The organism is Martinezella sp. CNPSo 3890 (assembly GCF_057784455.1).
Window position 1 is genome coordinate 1,048,506 of sequence record NZ_JBXSOR010000001.1, and the last position, 21,370, is coordinate 1,069,875.

The following is a 21,370-nucleotide window of genomic DNA, read 5'->3' on the forward strand; positions in this document are numbered from 1 at the left end:
GCATTCGTGATTGTCGAGAGCCCGCCAAGGGATCTCTCGGGTGGATATATGTAGTCTTTCTGAAAAAATTAGTTCAAGGTATGGTTGCTCTCGCGAATGTGAGAGCATGTTCATGTGTCGTTAATGCCATGCGGCGCATGAACGTAATGCGCGATCCGCGCAGCATAGTCCCCCAATGCTTTAGAGGTTCGACATGAAAAATCTGATTCTTGCTTCTGCAGTAGCTGTGGCGTCGGTCTTTGCCTTCAGCGTGCCGTCCGAGGCCGCTCCGATGCATCATCATCGTCATCACCACTATCATCATCACTGCCATGTGAAGAAGGTAAAGCGCAAGATTCATGGGCGCTGGGTTGTGCGCCACGTGCGCGTCTGCCGCTGATCGGAAGACTTAAGGGCCGGCGCAGGTTCCTCTTAAACCCATACGGCCGCTGCCGGAGTTCCGGTGGCGGCCGTATCGTTTGCGTTATACCTCGAAGTGACCCGCCGCCCGCGTTTAGCGTGAGTTTGGCTGCCGGCACATCAGCTGCGATATGCCAACTGCCCGCAGCGCCGGTACACTAGGGTCGAATCTCGAGTATCACGCCGCCATGGCGGCGATGATGATAGCGACGGTCGTCCCGCCATCTATCATCCCAATGACGGCGGCGATCCCAGCCGCGGTCACCATGCCAATGACGACGATCGCGATCGCGCCAGCGGGGACGGTCGTCATCGCCCCATCGGCGCGATCCACGCTCTTGCACAAGGATAACATCAGAAGCGCGCGATATGGATGGACTGCTCGGCGGCGCGGCCATTGCGGGCAGGGCGGCGGGTAGCGCCGAGCCTATGGCCAGCGTCACGCTCAAGGCGAGTGAGGCAAGGTGGTGTTTCAAGATTCTAACTCCTGTATTCAGCCATGTCCCTTTCATCGCTAACGCCAGCGCAGCGACTAGGTTCCCCTTTTCGTTGACTGGAGATCCTTATGACACGCGTATTGATCGCAGAGGGAGCCGCTGATTGCAGGTGTTACAAAAAAAGGGGGCCGGCAGGGAAAGCCGGCCCCCTTCCTTCTCTGATCGGAGGTCAAGTCTGATCAGGTTAGAAGTTGCGTTCGAAGCGCAGGATGCCCGAAACGGTGTCGTCGTGGGCATAGTCATAGTGAACGTAGGTCAGTTCCGGCTCGACCAGGAGGTTCTTGACCGGGTTGAACTTCAGGTTCGTGGTTGCTTCGAAGATCTTCGAGTCGCTATAGGCGAGCTGGAGGTTCCACTTCAGCTTGTCGTTGAATGGAACGCCAACGCCGCCCCAGACAGCCCAGTCACCCCAGCCGCACTTCGATGCATTGACGGTACCGTTCGGTGCCGTGCAAGCGGAGACGTCCTGGTTGGTGCCTGCGTACTTGTTGAGCTTGTCGCCATCGGTGTTCCAGCCGCCCATCAAGAAGGCCGTGAATGCGCCGAAGTCAGCATCGACGCGAGCCTTGATGGCGCCTTCTTCGACGATCGAGTCGTAACCGCCGACGACCTTGAAGCCCCATGCGCCAGACTTGAAGCCGGCACCGGCGACGACGTCAGGAGCGTAGTGGTTCGTCTTGTCGTCCGTCCACCAGCTTGCACCGTAGGATGCCGAGCCGGTCGTGGCGGAGTTGGAATCTTCGAGCGAGATCACAGCCGAGAAGCCGTTGCCGGCATCATATTCATAGGTCAGCTGGTTGAGTTCGTACGGACCGTCATAGATCACGTCGTCGTTGATGACGTCGCCGGCGTAACCGATGTAGAGGTTGTATTGCGAGTCCTTCTTACCAACGGTGAAGCCGCCGAGGCTGATGTAGGACCACAGCAGGTTGGTGGAGGTGGAGCCGCCGTCGTTCCAGTCCCAACGAACGATGGTTTCGGTCTTCAGCGGACCGTACTCGGTGTCGGTCGCGGTGTCGACGTTCAACTCAGCACGGGTGTGCCAGAGCGTGCCCTGATGGCTGTCGCGGTTGTAAGCGTTGTACCATTCACCTTCCGTACGAACCTTGCCGCCGATCTTGAGGCAGGTTTCGGTGCCCGGGATGAAGAAGTAGCCAGCGCCGTATGCGTCGCAGATACGGACGTATTCCAGCGGCTCGGGCTCAGCTGCTACGATAGCGTCAGCAGCGTGAGCACCGGATACTGCTGCCAAAGCAGCAGCGGAGCCGAGAAGAAGGCTCTTGATGTTCATAATAACTCCAATCTTTCTTGATTGGGCATGAGATATCGCGCCGAGAAACGACGTGCCCAACCCCATCCCGTTCATGTTCCCTATCAGTAGGTGCGAAGTAATAAGCTTCGCGAACTATTTCCTGAACCTGCTTCAGTGATTTGGCAAGATACTAAGGGGATGGAACTATATGCGCACTACTCGAAAACCGGAGTTGTTGCAAAAATGACGCAATTCACGGGGGCGTCTGATCCCAGCCTGTTTGCCATCTCGTTTGGATGGCTTGTCTTCTATAAGTCCTGAAAGCGTTTAAGTCTCCGGCTGTTAAGGCGATACGCGCGCTGATTTGGGGCGGGCGAGGGCAGGAAGCCGCCGCCATATGATTATGGGCACTCCTGAGACCGGGCGCAGCCGATTGCCCCTCAATCCGGATGGCCGCCCGAGTCGCGGTTCTTCTGAGTCGCAACTATTGAAACGATTCCCGGCAACGAAACCCGTGGTGGCGCACGCGCATCACTCTATAAAAGAGAAGGTGAGAGACCGTCTGGAATCGCGCTTGGTTGCGATGCGGTTGATGGGCGCTTGGCCATGGTGCGTCCGACGACATTACTGGGGGCGTAGTCTCGTCGGACGCGGCACTGTCCGGTCCGTGGGTGGCTTACAAACCGGTAGTACGAATGCTAGCAGCCACCACAGGTTTCCATAACCTACCTGAATGGGCTGGCAGCTCCAGGCGCCCGATAGGATGGCTGCGCCGCGATCCAGCAATGAATTTTTCGTCCTCAGCGTCCATCGGTTAGGCAAAATTCAAGATAATCGCCGCAGCACCCGAAATGGAGCGTCATCGGCAGCAGCGCCTCATGGCGCGGTCGGTCTTTGCCATCGCAAATGAAGGATCGGGTAGGGGCGGCCTTGGTCGTCGACATCGGCGCGCCCTATTACCTTGAATCCGAGCCGCTCGTAAAAGCCGACAGCTCCCGCATTCTGCTCGTTCACGTCGACGGTGATGACATCTTTTCCAGCATGAAAGCCGTTCGGCCGATATTGGCACATCTGCGACGCTCCTGCCGTCTTGGGCGCAATGCATTTCATCACCCGCATTGAAGGCTTACACACGAGCAGCGGGCAATTCTCTCTTCAGAGTGAAAAAAGGACAGAATTCAGAATAAGCCTCTTGCGGTTTTCTTTGGATCATTCTAAATCCGCGCCACCACAACGCAAATTGCTTTCGGATGGCCTCGTGGCGGAGTGGTTACGCAGAGGACTGCAAATCCTTGCACCCCGGTTCGATTCCGGGCGAGGCCTCCAATTTCCCTTAGATCCCAATAAGAAATTGATTTTTCTGCGGAATTTCAGTGCAATTTGAGCCTGAAGCATCCAGCTATACCGAAGTTAAATGTGGCAATCCGTTCTATGTTCGGTTTTCTGTCTCATTGGCTGCCAGCAGTGATTTGGTGCCCATTCCATTTGCTCTGATCATGGGTAGTCCGGAATCTGTCTGCCCAGTGCGCAGGACGGCGGTGGCGCGTTCGATCTTTCGAAATTCTCTATTGAGCAAACATCATAAGCGACACGATACCGAGCAGTGCCAAAGCACCGAAGATTGGCAGCAGTCGAATCATAATTAGGCGAGCAAGCTTCCTGCGCTCGACCGGTGTCAGCGCAAGCCACTGCGACTTCGGTAACGACATTGATACTCCCTATCCCCGTCTCAGCGTCGCATTCGAAACTGAAATGACGCTTAAGGTACTGAGGAGTTGCGGGAGTTGAGGATGGCGGGTGTCGGCGTTTCAGCTTCGGGCATCGCCCAAGTGACAAATGCAATCGAACGCCGATCCGGTTCGGTGCTGAAAGTGCGAAGCAAATGAATAGAGAATTCGTGCTTCCACAAAAGCAAAAGCGGTCCAGTCTAGGGAAAAAACTGGGCCGCCTTTCGCTGGACTAGAGGTCAATCAAATTCAGCATCCTAATTATAAGTCGCGCTTAGTAATTGTCAACGCAAATGCGATGTGACGTCTTCGCGCATCAAGCCTCGCGCTCTGCGGCCTGACTGAGATCTTCGTTTGAGCTACCGGTTCCGTTGTGTATTTAGTCCGCGGACGGGCAGGGCGTGGTCGCTTCGGATGATTCTCAATCCTCAGCGAAAGTTTTAGCTGTCTCGTGTCGGTTCTTAGCCATTGCGGAAGAACGACTATTCCTCAAGGCAAGGAAAGGCGAATTTGTAGGCGCGTGCGATTAGCGAGCTGGCAGGCCGCTCGAGCTGCCAGGAGTGCTCCGCCATCCATTTGCAGGCTATCGTCGTCGCTTTTGTATTGCTGAGCTCGGGCGGTAGACAGAAAGCACCGACGAACTGTTGAAGGTAGCGCTCGTAGCGCGATGAGTTTTTCGGAGTCTGCTTCGTGGCTCGGATTGTCAGGCTCTTCGTCCGCTGGGCCTCGTCGAGAATGCCTTGGATATAGACAGACGCGAGCGTTCGGTCCTCTTCGCACCATTCGTCGAGCTGTTTTCCGGTAACGACATGTCCGATGATCGGGGCTGTCTCTTTCGGCTCATCCTCGCTTGACGTTTCCTCGCTCAACGCGACCTGGGGTAAGAGAAGGAGAAGCGCGGCAGCGAAGAGCGAAAGCCTCATTCGGAAAACCTACATCATCGAGGAAAGGCTCGCGGCCAGAAAAACCACCAGCGGCAGCGACGTTACGACGAAAAGAACGAGAGAAACAGGCATCCCGGCCACCTTCTATTCAAATTTAATGTTTGGGCCGAACAGCTTCGGGCCGGAAGGTCGATTGGTCACCCACCCGGGCGGGTCCAATATCCCAAAGCGTGGTCGCGTGAAGTTAACATTTTGCTAACGAGCGTTCCGGTCTGGGACATGGCGGATTCGCAATTCTTGCAGAATCCCGAGTATCAAAAGGCGCTGGCTCGAATTTAAGGGGTCGATTGTTGTTCGTCGGCGACGCCTCACCATGAATCTCGGCGCCTGTTGCGGCAATGCCTTGAAAGCGCAGCGTCAGGCGATTAAGACACGCGTAACAGAAAGTAGAGCCAGCCCGTTCGGGCACCAAGGGCGCAAGAGGATAAGATGGATTTCGAAGCAGCGCGCGTGAAGATGGTCGAGAACCAGATCCGGACGACGGATGTCACCTCCCATTCCGTGTTGAATGCATTTTTCGCCGTACCGCGCGAAAACTTCGTACCGGAGAAGTCGAAGCTCCTGGCCTATGTCGATTGCGATATCGAGGTCGCTCCCGGGCGCTTCCTCATGGAAGCCTCGCCGCTTGCAAAGCTGCTGCAGCTCGGCGCGATCACCAAGGACGACAAGGTTCTCGATGTCGGCTGTGGCACGGGCTATGTCTCCGCTGTCCTGTCGCTTCTCGCCGGCAGGGTTATCGCGCTTGAATCCAACGAGGAGCTTGCGGCTCAGGCGAAGACCAATCTTGCCGCGCTTGGCTACGATAACGTGACGGTCGTTGGCGGTGACCTTGAAAAGGGGCATGCCGCCGATGCACCCTACGATGTGATTTTCCTCAACGGCTCGATCGAGCAGTTGCCGCAGGGCCTGCTTGACCAGCTCGGCGAAGACGGCCGCCTGATCACGGTCATCGGCTATGGTCACGCCGCCCGAGCGACCGTTTTCATGCACGAGCGCGGTGCCTTCTCGGAAAACGTCTTCTTCAACGCCTCGATCAAGCCGCTTCCGGGCTTTGCCAAGGCCAAGGAATTCGTCTTCTGATTTTCTGGACGAGCTATTTTTGAGCTTGCGACGGGCGCCTTTTGGCGCCTGTTTTTTATTGTCGCCGCCTGTGGCAGAATCGTGCTTAGCAAAGCGATTCGTCGTGATCGTAACAAAACTGTGCATCACCGGGTTTAGTGCTTTTCAGGTGATTTTTTTCCCGAAGGCAGTCATCTAGGGTGGCCCTGATTCGGGTGCCGCCTGGCGAGTTTGTGGTGCGGGTTTCCGGTCGCTGAATATGGGAAAACGGGGATGAATATGGCTCAGCCAAATGTAGTGCGTGAACCGTCCATGGAAGAGATTCTGGCGTCGATCCGTAGGATCATCGAAAGCAACGAACCCGTAGGCGCCAAGCCGGTTCCCTCGACGCATTTCGCCGGCACCGGCATGCGTGATGACGATATTCAATTGACTGTGGATGAAGAGTTCGCTGCCGCCGATCGGGCGCGCGCAGCGGAACAGGATCCTCGTTTCGTTGCGGCAAACTCCCAGGTGCCGGTTGCAGAGCCGGAAGCTGGCGGCCGCGGTCTGTCGCTGGCCGATGTTGCCGCGCGTGTGCGTGCTGCTTCCGAGCGTAATACCGCCGCATTGCTGAATGCGGGGCGTGAGCCGCCACAGCCGCGCGAGCTGCCGCCCGCCATGGCTGCGCGCCTTGCCGAGGTGCACGTCGAGCCGATCGCTGACACCCCCCTGAGGCAGGCCATTGCGGATGTTGCCGCGCCGGTCGCTCCGCCTGTTATGCCGGCGGTGGCCGAGGTTGAACCTGAGATGGAAGCGCAGAGGCCGACGGCTGCCTCTGCGGTGCCTCAGGTCGCAGCATCTGCCGAGACACCGATTTTTGAGGCGTCAGAACTAACCATTGCCGTGCAAGCGGAGGCTGCATCCTCGCCATCGGCCCAGGCCGTATCCGCATCGCCGCTGATGTCGGAAGCCGCCGGCGCACAGGTTTCCCGCTCGTTTGAAGAACTGGCTGCCATCGTCGATGGCGGCCCGCGCCGTTCTCTCGATGAACTGGCGCAAGAGATGCTCCGGCCCATGCTTCAGGAATGGCTCGACGACAACTTGCCGACCCTTGTGGAACGTCTCGTGCGTGAAGAAATCGAACGAGTGGCCCGCGGTCCGCGCCGCTGACAAGCCTGAGCTTCGGGTAGCTGATCCGCCGCTCCGGGCTCCGGGGCGGCTTTTTTATTGACTTGCCCACGGCCATCCTATTTACAACCCGCATCACCCAGTCCTCTAGATCCGGTCATAAAATGCTCGACAAAACATATGATTCCGCCACCGTCGAACCGAAGATCGCCCAAAAATGGGATGAGGCCGACGCCTTTCGCGCCGGTGCGAACGCCAAGCCGGGCGCGGAAACCTTCACCATTGTTATCCCGCCGCCGAACGTGACCGGTTCGCTGCACATGGGGCATGCGCTGAACAACACGCTGCAGGACATCATGGTGCGGTTCGAGCGCATGCGCGGCAAGGATGTTCTCTGGCAGCCGGGCATGGACCATGCAGGCATCGCCACGCAGATGGTCGTCGAGCGTCGTCTGGCCGAGCGCCAGCAGCCGGATCGCCGCAAGATGGGCCGCGAAGCCTTCATCGAGAAGATCTGGGAATGGAAGGCCGAATCGGGCGGTTTGATCTTCAACCAGCTGAAGCGCCTCGGTGCGTCCTGCGACTGGTCGCGCGAACGCTTCACCATGGACGAGGGCCTGTCCAAGGCCGTTCTCGAAGTCTTCGTCACGCTCTACAAGGAAGGCCTGATCTATCGCGATAAGCGGCTGGTCAACTGGGATCCGAAGATGCTGACCGCAATTTCGGATATCGAAGTCGAGCAGCACGAGGTCAACGGTAGTCTCTGGTACCTGCGTTATCCGCTGGAACCGGGCGTCACCTATCAGCACCCGATCGCCTTCGACGAAGAGGGCAAGCCGACCGAATGGGAAACGCGCGATTATCTTGTCGTCGCGACCACCCGTCCCGAAACCATGCTCGGCGACACCGGTGTCGCCGTTAATCCGGAAGACGAACGTTACAAGCCGCTCGTCGGCAAGCATGTCATTCTGCCGATCGTCGGTCGCCGTATCCCGATCGTTGCCGACGAATATCCGGATCCGACGGCCGGAACGGGCGCGGTCAAGATGACGCCGGCGCATGATTTCAACGACTTCGAAGTCGGCAAGCGCCGCGGCCTGCGCGTTGTCAACATTCTGACGCCGGAAGCGACCATCACCATCAAGGACAACGAGGATTTCCTTGAAGGTCTCGACAATCCTGCAGCGCTGCACGGAGCCTGGGACGAGCTGGAAGGTAAGGACCGCTTCGAGGCGCGCAAGATCATCGTCCGCATTTTTGAAGAATCGGGCCTGCTGGACAAAATCGAGCCGCACAAGCATATGGTTCCGCACGGCGACCGTGGCGGCGTGCCGATCGAGCCACGCCTGACGGAGCAGTGGTATGTCGACGCCAAGACGCTCGCCGAACCGGCGATCGCGTCGGTTCGTGAAGGTCGAACCAAGCTCGTTCCGAAGAGCTGGGACAAGACCTATTACGATTGGATGGAAAACATTCAGCCGTGGTGTGTTTCCCGTCAGCTCTGGTGGGGTCATCAGATCCCTGCCTGGTACGGGCCGGATGGTCAGGTCTTCGTTGAGAAGACTGAAGAAGAGGCGCTGCAGGCCGCGATCCAGCACTATCTCTCGCATGAAGGGCCGATGAAGGCCTATGTCGAGGATCTGCTGGAAAACTTCAAGCCGGGCGAAATCTTGACGCGCGACGAAGACGTGCTCGACACCTGGTTCTCCTCGGCGCTCTGGCCGTTCTCCACGCTCGGCTGGCCGGATGAGACGCCGGAACTGGCACGCTACTATCCGACGAACGTCCTCGTCACGGGCTTCGACATCATCTTCTTCTGGGTTGCCCGTATGATGATGATGAGCCTTCACTTTATGAAGGACGAGAACGGTGAGCCTGTCGAGCCGTTCAACACGGTCTATGTCCACGCCCTGGTCCGCGACAAGAACGGGCAGAAGATGTCGAAGTCCAAGGGCAACGTCATCGATCCGCTTGAACTGATCGATCAGTACGGCGCCGATTCGCTGCGCTTCACGCTGGCGATCATGGCCGCGCAGGGTCGAGACGTGAAGCTCGATCCGGCCCGCATCGCCGGTTACCGCAACTTCGGCACCAAGCTCTGGAACGCCACGCGCTTTGCCGAAATGAACGGCGCCAAGAGCGATCCGCATTTCGTGCCCGAAGCGGCCGAGCTCACCGTAAACCGCTGGATCCTGACAGAGCTGGCGCGTGCGGAGCGTGACGTTACCGAAGCGCTGGAAAGCTTCCGCTTCAATGATGCCGCAGGCGCTCTCTATCGTTTCATCTGGAATCAGTTCTGTGACTGGTATCTCGAACTTTTGAAGCCGATCTTCAACGGCGAAGACGAGAATGCCAAGGCGGAGGCTCAGTCCTGCGCAGCCTATGTTCTCGAAGAGACCTACAAGCTTTTGCACCCGTTCATGCCCTTCATGACCGAGGAGCTCTGGGCGCACACGGCAGGCGAGGGGCAGGAGCGTGAGGGCCTGATCTGCCATGCGGATTGGCCGGCACCGTCCTATGCCGACAATGTCGCCGCCGATGAAATCAATTGGCTGATCGATCTCGTTTCCGGCATTCGCTCCGTTCGTTCGGAAATGAACGTGCCGCCGGCCGCGACGGCGCCATTGGTTGTTGTCGATGCCAATAGCCTGACGCGCGAGCGCCTCTTCCGTCACGATGCCGCCATCAAGCGGCTGGCGCGCGTGGAAGCGGTTTCGCTTGCCGATACCGCACCGAAGGGTGCCGCTCAGATCGTCGTCGGCGAGGCGACGATCTGCCTGCCGCTTGGCAGCCTCATCGATCTCTCCGCCGAGAAAGCGCGCCTCGAAAAGGCGATTGCCAAGAACGATCAGGAAATTGCCCGCATTGCCGGCAAGCTTTCGAATGAGAAGTTCGTTGCCAACGCCAATCCGGACGTCGTCGCCGCCGAGCGCGAGCGCCTCGGCGAGCTCGAGGGGCAGCAGTCGAGCCTCAAGGTGGCGCTGGCCCGCGTCAGCGAGGCCGGCTAGGACATGCGTGGGATCGAAGGTGAAAAGCACAAGAAGCGAAACTGAGAAATCGCGATTCGCTTGAGGAAGTAGAGATCTGGGATCGAAAAAGGCACGCGGTGTTCGCCGCGTGCCTTTTCGTTTATTTCTCTCGAATCGATAGGATTGACGGGATCTAACACCCTGGATCAGCCGTCAGTTTCGCACAGGCGAAACAGATTACCCCTAAAGTTGCTGGGCACGCTCGAAAAGCAAAACTGTTGTCATATTGTAACAGAATTGTTGCCGTGAAGAATGAGATTCTATTAGGGGCTAAAAATGCTATTTCGAAAGAAAAAATTACCTACACCGATGGATTTTCAGAGGCGGCGTTCGTTTTCTTACGTAAATCAATCACTCTCTTACATGGGCAGTGCTCTTGTGGGCCACATTGCCAATTCACGCGATCGTCGCAACAATCAAACCACTGAATGCACATGTGGGGGAGATACAATGGCATTTTCTGTTGCGTTGAGGAGCGCAGTTACACTCGTTATCAGCTCGTCTTTCGCCACCGCTGCTTTTGCGGGCGGCCTTGATCGTGGCGGCTATGATATTGATTTGCTTTTCGACAAAGGCCGTTATGTATTCGAGTCAGGCGTTACTTACGTCATGCCCGACCGTAAACTGAAGAACGCCAAGGACATCAACCCGGCTGACGGCAACCTCAACAACCGTAGCCGTTCGACGGATGCGGCGGAAAATTACGCCATTCCCTATGCCGCTTTCAAGATCGGCATCACTGATGATCTCGACTGCATGGCCGACTATTCGCAGCCTTTCGGTGGCCATCTCAACGAAGGTTCAAATTGGGCCGGCGCCAATAACGAAACCGAAGTCAAGGTTCGCACGAACAACTATTCGGCCACCTGCTCGTACAAGTTCGATGCAGGTCCGGGTCAGCTGCGTCTGATCGGCGGCGGTTTCTATCAGGAAGTCAGCGGCTACAAGTCGCGCCTCGTCTACGCCACTCCGGCTCCGATTTCAGCCATTTACAACGGCATGGGTTCGCTTGACATCGACGGTCACGGCTGGGGCTGGCGCGCGGGTATCGCCTACGAAATTCCGGAATATGCCTTCCGCACGAGCCTCGTCTACAACAGCCGGGTCAAATACGACAACCTGAAGGGCAGCGTCGACCTGACCGAAGTACCGCCACCTGTTGTCCCCGGCTTCGGTGGCAAGGTAACGTCTGTTTTCGGCTCGGCCGATGCTCCCGACTCCCTGGAATGGAAGGTACAGACCGGCATCGCGCCTGATTGGCTGGCCTTCGGATCGGTTAAATGGACCAACTGGAGCATCCTTCAGAGCATCGCGCTCTGCCCGAGCTCCACGCGCAGCATATCCTGCAGAGCCAATGGCCCCACAGAGCTCACCTCGCTTGATCTGCTGTACAGGGACGGCTGGACGATCACCGGCGGTGTTGGACACAAGTTCAATGACAAGTGGAGCGGCGCCGTCAGCCTGACTTGGGATCGCGGTACAAGCGATGGCTATGGCATGAACTCCGATACATGGACCCTCGGCGCGGGTGTGGCCTATAAGGCGACAGAGCATGTTCAGTTCAATTTCGGCGGCGCTCTCGGCCTCATGACATCAGGCAAATCCGGACCGGTCACGCGCGGCGGTGTCGTCTACGGCAATGATGCGACCTATAGCTTCGGCAATGACTTGGTCGCCGCTCTTCAGACATCGGTGAAAGTCAGCTTCTGACGATAAGCCATTGAATTGAAGGAGCTAGTTGACTGATCCTTCACTTTATCATCAACGTCGCGAGCTTTTCCGAGTCTCGCGACGTTTCTTTGTCTGATCGGCAAAAGGCGGAACGCAAACCGCCCCTTTTGCCTGATTTATGGTTAAAGAAATCTCAAGTTCGATAAAATCTTTGTGACGAATTAGCAACACTCTATTTCAAGACATTGCAGCCACGTGATCAGATTACAATTTGTCCATTTCCCGCCACAAATGGGGAGCAGCGATTACGTGGGCACAGGGGCAAGCCTTGTAGAAAGTGCGTAAGCGGTCGATGGGTGAACTTCCACTTTGGCATAAGCAACAATTCGGGATCGGAGCTGCGATGCTTCCGACGCAGCCGAAAACGCGTTGTCTGCCAAGGGAAGTCGTCAGCCGGCCGATCTTTGGGCTCCATCATCGGAAGGCGAACGAAGGTGCTGCTTCGATGGTGGAATGCGATAGCGGCCGCGCAAATGCTGGTTTGGACATAATTGCAAGCTATGCTCGCAATTGTGGCAAACAGCATCGGTTGGATGCCACAGGAAATGCCTTTTCGAAGGACGATCCAGTCTCGTGCGCCATCAGGGAAAACATTCGTGAAGCTGGCGGCGATTATGCAAGTGCCGTGACAGGTCCGAATGGAGCGAAAGAAATCGACTGTTATGTTTAAGTCCGAGTTCATATCAGCGAGAGTCATGATGCTCAGCCTGTCCCTTGCCACCGCGGTGGTGCTGGCGGGTCAAGCCAAGGCATTCGATATCAATGCCGGCGTCACCAAGGAATCAGGTCCGTTCGATCTCTTCAAGTTCGGCTTTAAGGCCTACAAGAACGGACAGAAGGAAGAGGCGGTCGAAGCCTATCGTTATGCCGCCGAAAAAGGCCATACCGGCTCACGCTGGGCCTTGGCCAATATGTATGCCGATGGCGACGGCGTGGCGCAGAACGATTTCGAAGCCTTCAAGATCTATAGCGAGATCGCCCAGCAGGGTGTGGAACCGGGCTCGGAAGACACCGGATTCTTCATCAATGCACTGCTGGCGCTCGCGAGCTACTACAAGACGGGCATTCCCAACAGTCCGGTGAAGATCGACCTCAACCAGGCCCGGCAGCTCTATTTCCAGGTGGCATCGACCTTCGGCGTTCCGGAAGCGCAGTTCCAGTTGGCGCAGATGATGCTGTCCGGCGAGGGCGGCGCCACCAATGTTCAGCAGGCCAAGAAATGGCTGAACCAGGCCCGCAAGAGCGGCCATCCGGGCGCCATGGCCGTCTTCGGCAATATCCTGTTCCAGGAAGGCCAATCCATCCGCGGTCTCGCCTTCATGACGGCGGCACTGGACAAGTGCAAGCCGAAGGACTGCAGCTGGATGGAAGACCTGCAGGAGCAGGCATTCTCCGTTGCCAACGAGAACGACCGCCGCGTTGCGGTCTCCATGGCCCATCAGCTTGACGTTGCCGGCTCCGATTGATCACACCGGCTTTATCGACGCTGTTGTTGCTCAGGCCACGCGATGTGCTTGCAGCCGGACGGACTAGCTCCCGAAATCAAGATGCGCGATGACAGGCACGTGGTCCGACGGTTTTTCCCAGGCGCGCACATGTTTCTCGATTGCCGTTGCGGTGAGGCGATCGGCAGCCTCGGGTGACAGCATCAGATGGTCGATGCGAATGCCATTGTTCTTCGGCCATGCGCCGGCCTGATAATCCCAGAATGAATAAAGCTTGATTGCATCCGTCGTCGCGCGCACCGCATCGGTAAAGCCGAGATGTTCGAGCTGACGGAAGGACTGGCGCGTCTGCGGCAGGAAAAGGGCATCGCTCTCCCAGACCTTCGGGTCGAAACAATCATGTGGCTCTGGAATGACGTTGTAGTCGCCGGCGAGTATCAGAGGCTCCTCTAAGGCCAGGCGATCCAAGGCGAATTTGCGCAGGCGCTCCATCCAGGCGAGCTTGTAGGGGTATTTTTCAGTATCGACCGGATTGCCGTTCGGCAGATACAGGCAGCAGACCCGCAGGGCGCCGTGTCCTTCAACGGAGAACACAGCCTCGATGAAGCGGGCCTGTTCGTCGCTGTCGTCGCCGGGTAAACCGCGTCTCACCTCATCCGGTTTCGTCTTCGAAAGAATCGCGACGCCATTGAAGCCTTTCTGCCCATGTGTCTCGACGTGATAGCCGAGCGCTTCGATCTCCAGACGTGGAAAGCCTTCGTCGACCGTTTTGATTTCCTGCAGGCAGACGATGTCCGGGTTCGAGTCCTTCAGCCATTGGCAGAGGTTCTCGATACGCGCTTTGACGCCGTTGATGTTCCAGGTGGCGATTTTCATGGGCGGCTCATTCCTTTGCTTCGCCTTGTTGTATCCGCAGCCGATCGGCTTGACTACAGCCCATATGAAAACCGGCCCGGAGCGAAGGCTCCCGGCCGGTCATCAAATTGTGGAAAAGAGGGTAGGGATCAGATCGCGAAACTGGTGCCGCATCCGCAGCTTGCGACTGCATTCGGATTCTTGATCTGAAAGGATTGGCCGAGAAGATTGTCGACGAAATCGATCTCCGAGCCCGCCATATAGACCAGCGACAGCTGATCGATCAGGACGGTCGCATTGTCCTTTTCGACGACGATATCGTCATCCTCAGGGCCTTCAACGAGATCGAATTTATAGGAAAAACCCGAACACCCGCCGCCTTCGACGGCAACGCGAAGAGCGCGCTTTCCGGCATCCGCGCCGACGATAGCAGCGATTCGCTTGGCCGCAGCATCCGATAGGGTAACACTTGCCTCAGTCATATTTTCCTCCTGCCGGGGTCAAGATCCGGAGAGAACCAATAATAAGCCGTCGAACTTTCAAACGGCTGATATCCGTAGCCTTTATCATGAAAGTCAGGCCGTTGACAGCTATGGTTTCGTGGTTGAGCCACACACCATTTTGCTGTTTTCTTGTCTATAGGTATGAAGGCCGCAAAGCGGCGTCAATGGGCCGGAATGTACGAAGAGCGGGCATATGTCCGTATTGCCGGACAGGGCCGGGGATCGATTGCAGGGAAACGACTGTCGCGCCGATAGCGGTGCGGGAGCCAAATGCCGGAATGGATTGATAATGACGATTGATACGCATGCATTGGGTTTCGGGTATGGGGAAAAGGCAGCCTATGCGACAAATCCCTGGGAATCGCGTGGAAGGCTCTACGATGAAGGATCGAGCCCGACACGCTCTGAATTCCAGCGCGACCGCGACCGGATCGTCCATGCGACCGCCTTCCGTCGGTTGAAGCACAAGACGCAGGTCTTCATTGCTCAGGATGGCGATCATTACCGCACTCGATTGACGCATACGATCGAAGTTGCCCAGATTGCCCGCGCCCTGGCGCGTGCCCTGAAACTCGACGAGGATCTGGCGGAGGGTGTGGCACTTGTTCACGATTTCGGCCACACACCCTTCGGCCATACGGGCGAGGATGCGCTTCATGAAGTGCTGCTGCCCTATGGCGGCTTTGATCACAATGCCCAATCCCTGCGCATCGTCACCAAGCTTGAGCGCCGTTATGCCGATTTTGACGGACTCAATCTTACCTGGGAAACGCTTGAGGGCCTCGTCAAGCACAATGGGCCATTAATGACGCCTGATGGTAAGGGCATCCGCGGTCCGGTGCCGCAGCCAATCCTCGATTATTGCGAGATCCATGATCTTGAAATTGCCTCCTATGCCAGCCTGGAGGCGCAGGTCGCCGCGATCGCGGATGACATCGCTTACAATACGCACGACATCGATGACGGCTTGCGCTCCGGTTATCTGACCTTCGATATGCTGGAGGAGGTGCCCTTTCTCGCCAAGCTGATGGCCGAGGTCAGGGCACGCTACCCGCATCTGGAGGCGAGCCGCTTCACGAACGAGATCATGCGCCGGCAGATCACCCGCATGGTCGAGGACGTGATCGCCGTTTCGCAGCAGGCGCTCGCCGAAATCAAGCCGGGCAATGTCGCTGACATCCGTGCTGCCGGACGGATCATCGCAACCTTCTCGCCCGAGATGGCCGAAACCGACAAGCTGATCAAACAGATGCTGTTCAAGCGTATCTACCGTCATCCGGACATCATGCGCATCCGTGCCGGCGCGGCGCAGATCGTCACGGACCTTTTCGGCGCCTATATGGAAAATCCCAGGGAGATGCAGAGCCATTACTGGGTCGATCATATTGAGGGCCTGGCGATTGCCCCCAAGGCAAGGCATGTCGGCGACTATCTCGCCGGCATGACGGACACCTACGCCATCAGCGCCCACAAGCGCCTGTTTGACCAGACTCCCGATTTGCGGTAGGCAGCGGCGGCGTCGGGCCGATAGCGGCTCGCGAAGCTCATGCGTGGACGATATGATGAACCTTTTCACCGACTTCGAAGTAAGAATTAAGAACGCTCTCGAACAAATTGATATTGTGCGAGAAAAGCGATCTGAGCTCGACTTCGGACGTATCGGCGTAGAGCCGCCGCGCGATGCCAGCCACGGTGATGTCGCCACCAATGCGGCCATGGTTCTCTCCAAGCCGCTGGGCACGAATCCGCGTGCGCTTGCCGAAATCATCGTCGCCAAGCTGAAGGAAGATGCTGACGTTGCCGAGGTTTCGGTCGCAGGTCCAGGCTTCATCAATATCCGCCTCTCGGTCGGCTACTGGCAGCAGCTGCTGGCAACGATGATCTCCGAGGGCGAGAAGTTCGGCCGCTCCAAGCTCGGCGCGGGGCAGAAGGTCAATGTCGAATATGTTTCGGCCAATCCGACCGGGCCGATGCATGTCGGTCACTGCCGCGGCGCCGTGGTTGGCGATGCGCTGGCGAACCTGCTGGCCTTCTCCGGCTATGAGGTGACGAAGGAATATTACATCAACGATGCCGGCTCCCAGATCGATGTGCTGGCGCGCTCCGTCTTCATCCGCTATCGCGAAGCGCTCGGCGAGCAGGTCGGCGAAATTCCGGCTGGCCTCTATCCCGGCGATTACCTCGTTCCGGTCGGGGAGGCGCTGGCCAAGGAATTCGGCACCAAGCTGCGCGGCATGCCGGAAGAGCAGTGGCTTCCGATCGTCAAGGATCGTGCCATCGATGCGATGATGGCGATGATCAAGGAGGATTTGGAGGCGCTGAACGTTCATCACGACGTCTTCTTCTCCGAACGCACCCTGCATGCCAATGGCGCGGCACTGATCCGCACCGCGATCAATGACCTGACCTTCAAGGGCTATGTCTACAAGGGCGCGCTGCCGCCGCCGAAGGGACAGCTGCCGGAAGATTGGGAGGATCGCGAGCAGACGCTCTTCCGCTCGACGGAAGTGGGCGACGATATAGACCGCCCGCTGATCAAGTCGGACGGCTCCTATACTTATTTTGCTGCCGACGTTGCTTACTTCAAGAACAAGTTCGACCGCGGCTTCAACGAGATGATCTATATCCTCGGCGCCGACCATGGCGGCTACGTCAAGCGGCTGGAAGCGGTAGCCCGCGGCGTTTCCGACGGTGCTGCGAAGCTGACTGTGCTGCTGTGCCAGCTCGTCAAGCTCTACCGCAACGGCGAGCCGGTGAAGATGTCGAAGCGCTCAGGCGATTTCGTCACGCTGCGCGAAGTCGTCGATGAAGTTGGTCGCGATTCGGTGCGCTTCATGATGCTTTACCGGAAGAATTCCGAGCCTCTGGATTTCGATTTCGCCAAGGTTACAGAGCAGTCGAAGGACAATCCGGTCTTCTACGTGCAATATGCGCATGCCCGCTGCATGTCCGTGTTCCGTCAGGCCAAGGAAGCCTTCCCGGATCTCGACATCGCCTCGCTTGATCTGTCGAAAGCTGTCATTGGCGCGATCTCCGATCCGGCTGAATTGCAGTTGGTTGCGAAGATTGCGGAATTCCCGCGAATCATCGAAGCTGCAGCACAGTCGCAGGAGCCGCATCGCATTGCTTTTTATCTTTACGATCTGGCCAGTTCCTTCCATGGACACTGGAATAAAGGTAAAGATTTACCGGAATTACGTTTTGTTAACGATAAGAACCGAGAATTGAGCATTGCCAGACTTGGGCTGGTGTACGCTGTCGCGTCGGTTTTGAAGTCGGGTCTTGGTATAACTGGGACCGCAGCACCGGACGAAATGCGATAAACGTCACCATTTACCCACATTGCGCTGGCATTAACTGTAGTGTTTGCGAGTGGAACGGGTGATGGCAGAAAAACAGTTGGCGTATCGCGCAAGCGGAAACGACGAGTTCTTTGCGGATGATGATCCGCTCGCAGAACTCGCTCGTATCGTGGGTTTTGAGCCGCGCCCCGCTGCTCAGGCAACTCCTGCGGCTCAACGGCAGGAGCCGGCCTTCAACCTGGAAGACGAGCTTCTTCGCGAATTCGAACGCTACGATACGCCGCGAATGAGTCCGGCAAATGACATCGCCGCTCCGGTCGAGCAGGTGTCACCGCCGAGCCATGAAGACGTTACGCTCTCCGCTGAGCCGGTGCAGGCCGAGCCCAAGTTTGAAGAGCCGAAGTTCGAAGAACTTGCGCCGCAGCCTGTGGCTCCGGTGAAGCCGACGATCGGCGCTCGCGATCTGATCGACGAGCTGGAAATGTCGATCGCGCCGGTTCTGCAGCCAGCGCCGAAGGCCGCGCCTGTTGAGCCGCAGGCGGCTACGCCAGTGTCGAAGCCGACGCCGCAATCCGCTGCCGCCACCATACGGTTGCCGCTTGCCAACTTTGCCCTGGCAACGCCCGTCGCCTCGCGTGAGCAGTTCACGCCGCCGGTCGCGCCTGCTGTTGCTCAGCCGGCGCCGAAAGCCACGTCTGACGAAGCGCTGTTCGATGATGCCCTTGATTTCGAGGCGTTTGATCCTGTCGAGCCTCCGCGCGCTCCGGAAGCCGTCTCGCAGCCTGCTGCATCCCAGCCAGCTGCGACCGTCTTCCAGGCACCAGAGCCGCCAAAGGTCGCGAAGGCCGATCCGGCTGCGCTCTCCGCCGAGATCGACGCTCTGCTGGCCGATGTGAATCGCTATCCGGTTCCATCCAGAGCCAATGCGCCTGCAGCGAAGGAGGAGCCGGATTTCGGCAATTTCAGTGCGCCGTTTTCTGAGCCTGCAGAGTTGCCCGCCGCTCCCGTGGCAGCCGCACGGCATGAAGAGCCGAAGCCGATTACCTTCGGTGCGGAGGATCCTTTTGCCGGTCAGGACTTTGAATTCGATTTGGCCGATATCGAAATGGAACTTGCCGGCCTCGATTTCGCTGAAGCCGAAAAGTCTCCCGCTGCTCATCGGCCGGCTCCGGCCGCTCCGATCGCAGAGCCGATCCTTTCCCGCGCAACGCCGGTCGCTCCAGGCCCCGCCGCTCCGGTGATTGCCGCCGCAGCGCCGCAGCCGATGCGACCCGCACCGGCTCCGGCTGCGCCTGCCGCAAATGTTGCTCATGCCGCAACCACGGCAGCGCCCGTATTTGAGGCCGACCAGCCTTTGCCGTTCGATCCCACGGAAATCTCCGAGACGGAGGATCGTGTCGAGACCTTCGAGGGTTCGCACGTTCCTCATCTGCCGGTGATCGAGCCGGAGGAGCCGATCGCTGTTCCGCCGGAATTTGATTTCGATCTCGATTCGGAAATGGCGAGCCTGCTCGGTACGCCTGCCAAAGAAGCCGCACCCGAGCCGATCAAGCCGGCCGTTGCCGCACTTGGCGGTGCTGCCGCCGCCGCTTCCTGGTCCAAGAATGCGGCAGCCCAGCCTGCTGCGCCCGTCGCAAAGCAGCCGATCGAGGAGTTCGACGAGTTCGAGCGTGCGCTGGAAGAAGACTTCCGCCGCAGCTATCGCGAGGCGGCTACGCCTGTCGAGAACGTCGCCAGGATGACGTTGAACCCCGCGGCCAACCGTCGCCCGGTCCGCTCCGTGCGCGGCATGGTCACGACTGCAGCCGTCATCGTTGTTCTTGGCGTCGGTGCCTATGGCGCCTACAGCTGGGTCCGTCACGGCGCGCCGATCTCCAGCTTCTCCGGAGAGCCGCGCGTGATTGCGGCCGATAGCGATCCGATCAAGGTCGCTCCGGAAAATCCGGGTGGCACCGTCGTTCCGAATCAGGACAAGGCCGTCTACGATCGCGTCGCTGGCGATAGTACGGCGGCGCCGAAGCAGAAGGAGCTTGTCTCCTCCAACGAGCAGCCGGTTGATGTCGTCCAGAAGACGCTGATTCCCGAGGCGGTATCGCCTGACGACAGCGATGGCGATCAGGTGACGTCGACGCCGGTCGGTGAAACCGAAGATCCGCGCCTGCTGCCGAACCAGAATGGTGGAAACACCAACGTCGCCGCCAACAATGACGATCAGGTGCCATCAGTCTCTCCGCGCAAGGTGCGCACGATGATCGTCAAGCCTGATGGCTCGCTGGTTCCGCGTGACGAGCCGGTTGCCGATACGACGACCGCAGCCGCCAAGCCGGCGAACAATCAGGTCGCATCGACCAATTCGCGCCCGTCTCCGGCAAATGCCCCGGCAGCGGCCCAGTCGGATAATACCGATGCTGCCAGCGCTGAGAGCACGCCGATCCGCGTCGTCAAGACGAACCCGGTGCCGACGGCACGCCCCGAACCTGCCGCCAAGGCCAATACGGCTGCCCCGGCCCAGGAAGCCCAAGCTCAGCCCAAGGTTCAGCCGAAGCAGGTCGCATCGGCTAGCCCGGCGGCAGCCCCGGCTGCGACCTCTGCCGCGGGCGGCGGCGCTTACGGCGTGCAGATCGCATCCCTGCCGACCGAAGCCGACGCGCAGAAGTCGCAGGCGAACCTCAAGGTCAAGTTCGCCAGCATCATCGGCAATCATCCGCTGGAGATCCGCAAGGCCGACATCGCCGGCAAGGGCACCTACTATCGCGTCCGCGTCGTCGCCGGCTCGAAGGATGAGGCCGCGGCCATCTGCACCCGCTATCGCGCAGCCGGCGGCACCTGCCTGATCTCGAAGTAATCAAGTTGGGCTTTCAGCCTGGGTGTTCGATAAAGTTGAAAAATCCGCCCGCAGAGATCAATCTGCGGGCGGATTTATTTTTGATGCGCTAAGCGCGGGACATGGCGAACGATGCGGCATCTACAGCTATCGACGCGTCGAACGTCCATCAGGCCGTTTGTTCCTGAGGACGCCCCGGATATCTTCGCCAACATATCGCCTGGCATCACGCGTTTCATGGCTTGGCATCCGCCTGAAACTGAAGCGGCTTTTGCGGATGTTTGGCGGGGATGGCTGAAGGCAATCGAAGACGGCTCGGAATTGCACTTCACAGCCCGCTACAGGAGTGACGATCGCTTTCTGGGCGTTATCGGTATGCATGCCGCGCTGACCGACACGCCGGAGCTTGGAATTTGGCTTCGCAGCGAAGCGCAAGGTCTGGGATTCGGCCGCGAATTGATCGGCGCGATCATCGGATGGGCAAGTGCGAGCTTTTCTATCCGATATTTCGTATACCCCGTCGCGGAGGAGAACATCGCCAGCAGACGGATAGCCGAAGCCTATGGCGGCGAGGTGAGGGAGTGCAGGTCAAATCCTAAATACCGCTCAGTCGTCTATCGTATACCGCCCAAATAGCCTGCCGAAGACGGTTGTTCCTGTGTATCCCAGCTTGACCTCACTCGCATTTCCCAG

General features: G+C 58.2%; 16 protein-coding genes and 1 tRNA gene. 11 read left to right on the forward strand and 6 right to left on the reverse strand.

What is annotated here, in order from left to right:
• Positions 1-193: 193 nt before the first annotated feature.
• On the forward strand, positions 194-379 hold the full coding sequence (locus AC13RC_RS05170) for a hypothetical protein (protein ID WP_069611956.1): 186 nt from the start codon (positions 194-196) through the stop codon (positions 377-379).
• Between the two features lie 198 nt (positions 380-577).
• On the opposite strand, the gene AC13RC_RS05175 is transcribed toward AC13RC_RS05170, so the two are convergent.
• The 3 genes from AC13RC_RS05175 to AC13RC_RS05185 form a co-directional block, all read right to left on the reverse strand.
• Positions 578-712, reverse strand: a complete 135-nt coding sequence (locus AC13RC_RS05175; protein WP_281406126.1) for a hypothetical protein — start codon at positions 710-712, stop codon at positions 578-580.
• Positions 713-1,080: 368 nt separating this feature from the next.
• Positions 1,081-2,187, reverse strand: coding sequence for a porin (locus AC13RC_RS05180; protein WP_069611958.1), 1,107 nt, complete (start codon positions 2,185-2,187; stop codon positions 1,081-1,083).
• Between the two features lie 837 nt (positions 2,188-3,024).
• Positions 3,025-3,219, reverse strand: a complete 195-nt coding sequence (locus tag AC13RC_RS05185; protein ID WP_488556637.1) for a hypothetical protein — start codon at positions 3,217-3,219, stop codon at positions 3,025-3,027.
• A gap of 181 nt (positions 3,220-3,400) precedes the next feature.
• Here AC13RC_RS05185 and AC13RC_RS05190 point away from each other — a divergent pair.
• Positions 3,401-3,474, forward strand: a tRNA-Cys gene (locus AC13RC_RS05190).
• Positions 3,475-4,357: 883 nt separating this feature from the next.
• Here the strand turns inward: AC13RC_RS05190 and AC13RC_RS05195 are convergent.
• Positions 4,358-4,798 carry a Rap1a/Tai family immunity protein gene (locus AC13RC_RS05195; protein ID WP_113333497.1) on the reverse strand — a complete coding sequence of 147 codons (441 nt, stop codon included), beginning with the start codon at positions 4,796-4,798 and terminating at the stop codon, positions 4,358-4,360.
• 450 nt (positions 4,799-5,248) lie between these two features.
• Here AC13RC_RS05195 and AC13RC_RS05200 point away from each other — a divergent pair, with 450 nt between their 5' ends.
• From AC13RC_RS05200 to exoR, 5 genes are all read left to right on the forward strand, one after another.
• Complete coding sequence (locus tag AC13RC_RS05200; protein ID WP_488556638.1) at positions 5,249-5,899, forward strand: protein-L-isoaspartate O-methyltransferase family protein; 651 nt, start codon at positions 5,249-5,251, stop codon at positions 5,897-5,899.
• A 258-nt stretch (positions 5,900-6,157) separates the two neighbouring features.
• Positions 6,158-7,030 carry a DUF2497 domain-containing protein gene (locus tag AC13RC_RS05205; RefSeq protein ID WP_113352687.1) on the forward strand — a complete coding sequence of 291 codons (873 nt, stop codon included), beginning with the start codon at positions 6,158-6,160 and terminating at the stop codon, positions 7,028-7,030.
• Positions 7,031-7,152: 122 nt separating this feature from the next.
• Positions 7,153-9,996, forward strand: coding sequence for a valine--tRNA ligase (locus AC13RC_RS05210; RefSeq protein ID WP_488556639.1), 2,844 nt, complete (start codon positions 7,153-7,155; stop codon positions 9,994-9,996).
• Between the two features lie 471 nt (positions 9,997-10,467).
• On the forward strand, positions 10,468-11,727 hold the full coding sequence (locus tag AC13RC_RS05215; protein WP_145320243.1) for an OmpP1/FadL family transporter: 1,260 nt from the start codon (positions 10,468-10,470) through the stop codon (positions 11,725-11,727).
• Positions 11,728-12,410: 683 nt separating this feature from the next.
• Complete coding sequence (exoR, locus tag AC13RC_RS05220; protein WP_069611965.1) at positions 12,411-13,214, forward strand: exopolysaccharide production regulator ExoR; 804 nt, start codon at positions 12,411-12,413, stop codon at positions 13,212-13,214.
• Positions 13,215-13,277: 63 nt separating this feature from the next.
• Here the strand turns inward: exoR and xth are convergent, their stop codons facing one another.
• Together xth and erpA are read right to left on the reverse strand one after the other, a co-directional pair.
• Complete coding sequence (gene xth / locus AC13RC_RS05225) at positions 13,278-14,069, reverse strand: exodeoxyribonuclease III (protein ID WP_488556640.1); 792 nt, start codon at positions 14,067-14,069, stop codon at positions 13,278-13,280.
• 128 nt (positions 14,070-14,197) lie between these two features.
• A complete protein-coding gene (erpA, locus tag AC13RC_RS05230; RefSeq protein ID WP_113333492.1) occupies positions 14,198-14,530 on the reverse strand; it encodes an iron-sulfur cluster insertion protein ErpA in 333 nt (110 codons plus the stop codon).
• A gap of 310 nt (positions 14,531-14,840) precedes the next feature.
• On the opposite strand from erpA, the gene AC13RC_RS05235 reads away from it, so the two are divergent.
• From AC13RC_RS05235 to AC13RC_RS05250, 4 genes are all read left to right on the forward strand, one after another.
• On the forward strand, positions 14,841-16,058 hold the full coding sequence (locus AC13RC_RS05235; protein WP_488556641.1) for a deoxyguanosinetriphosphate triphosphohydrolase: 1,218 nt from the start codon (positions 14,841-14,843) through the stop codon (positions 16,056-16,058).
• 55 nt (positions 16,059-16,113) lie between these two features.
• Positions 16,114-17,874, forward strand: coding sequence for an arginine--tRNA ligase (gene argS, locus AC13RC_RS05240; protein ID WP_152094229.1), 1,761 nt, complete (start codon positions 16,114-16,116; stop codon positions 17,872-17,874).
• Between the two features lie 61 nt (positions 17,875-17,935).
• Positions 17,936-20,698, forward strand: coding sequence for an SPOR domain-containing protein (locus AC13RC_RS05245; protein WP_488556642.1), 2,763 nt, complete (start codon positions 17,936-17,938; stop codon positions 20,696-20,698).
• 111 nt (positions 20,699-20,809) lie between these two features.
• Entirely contained in the window at positions 20,810-21,313 is a 504-nt protein-coding gene (locus tag AC13RC_RS05250; RefSeq protein WP_488556643.1) for a GNAT family N-acetyltransferase, read from the forward strand.
• Positions 21,314-21,370: the final 57 nt, after the last annotated feature.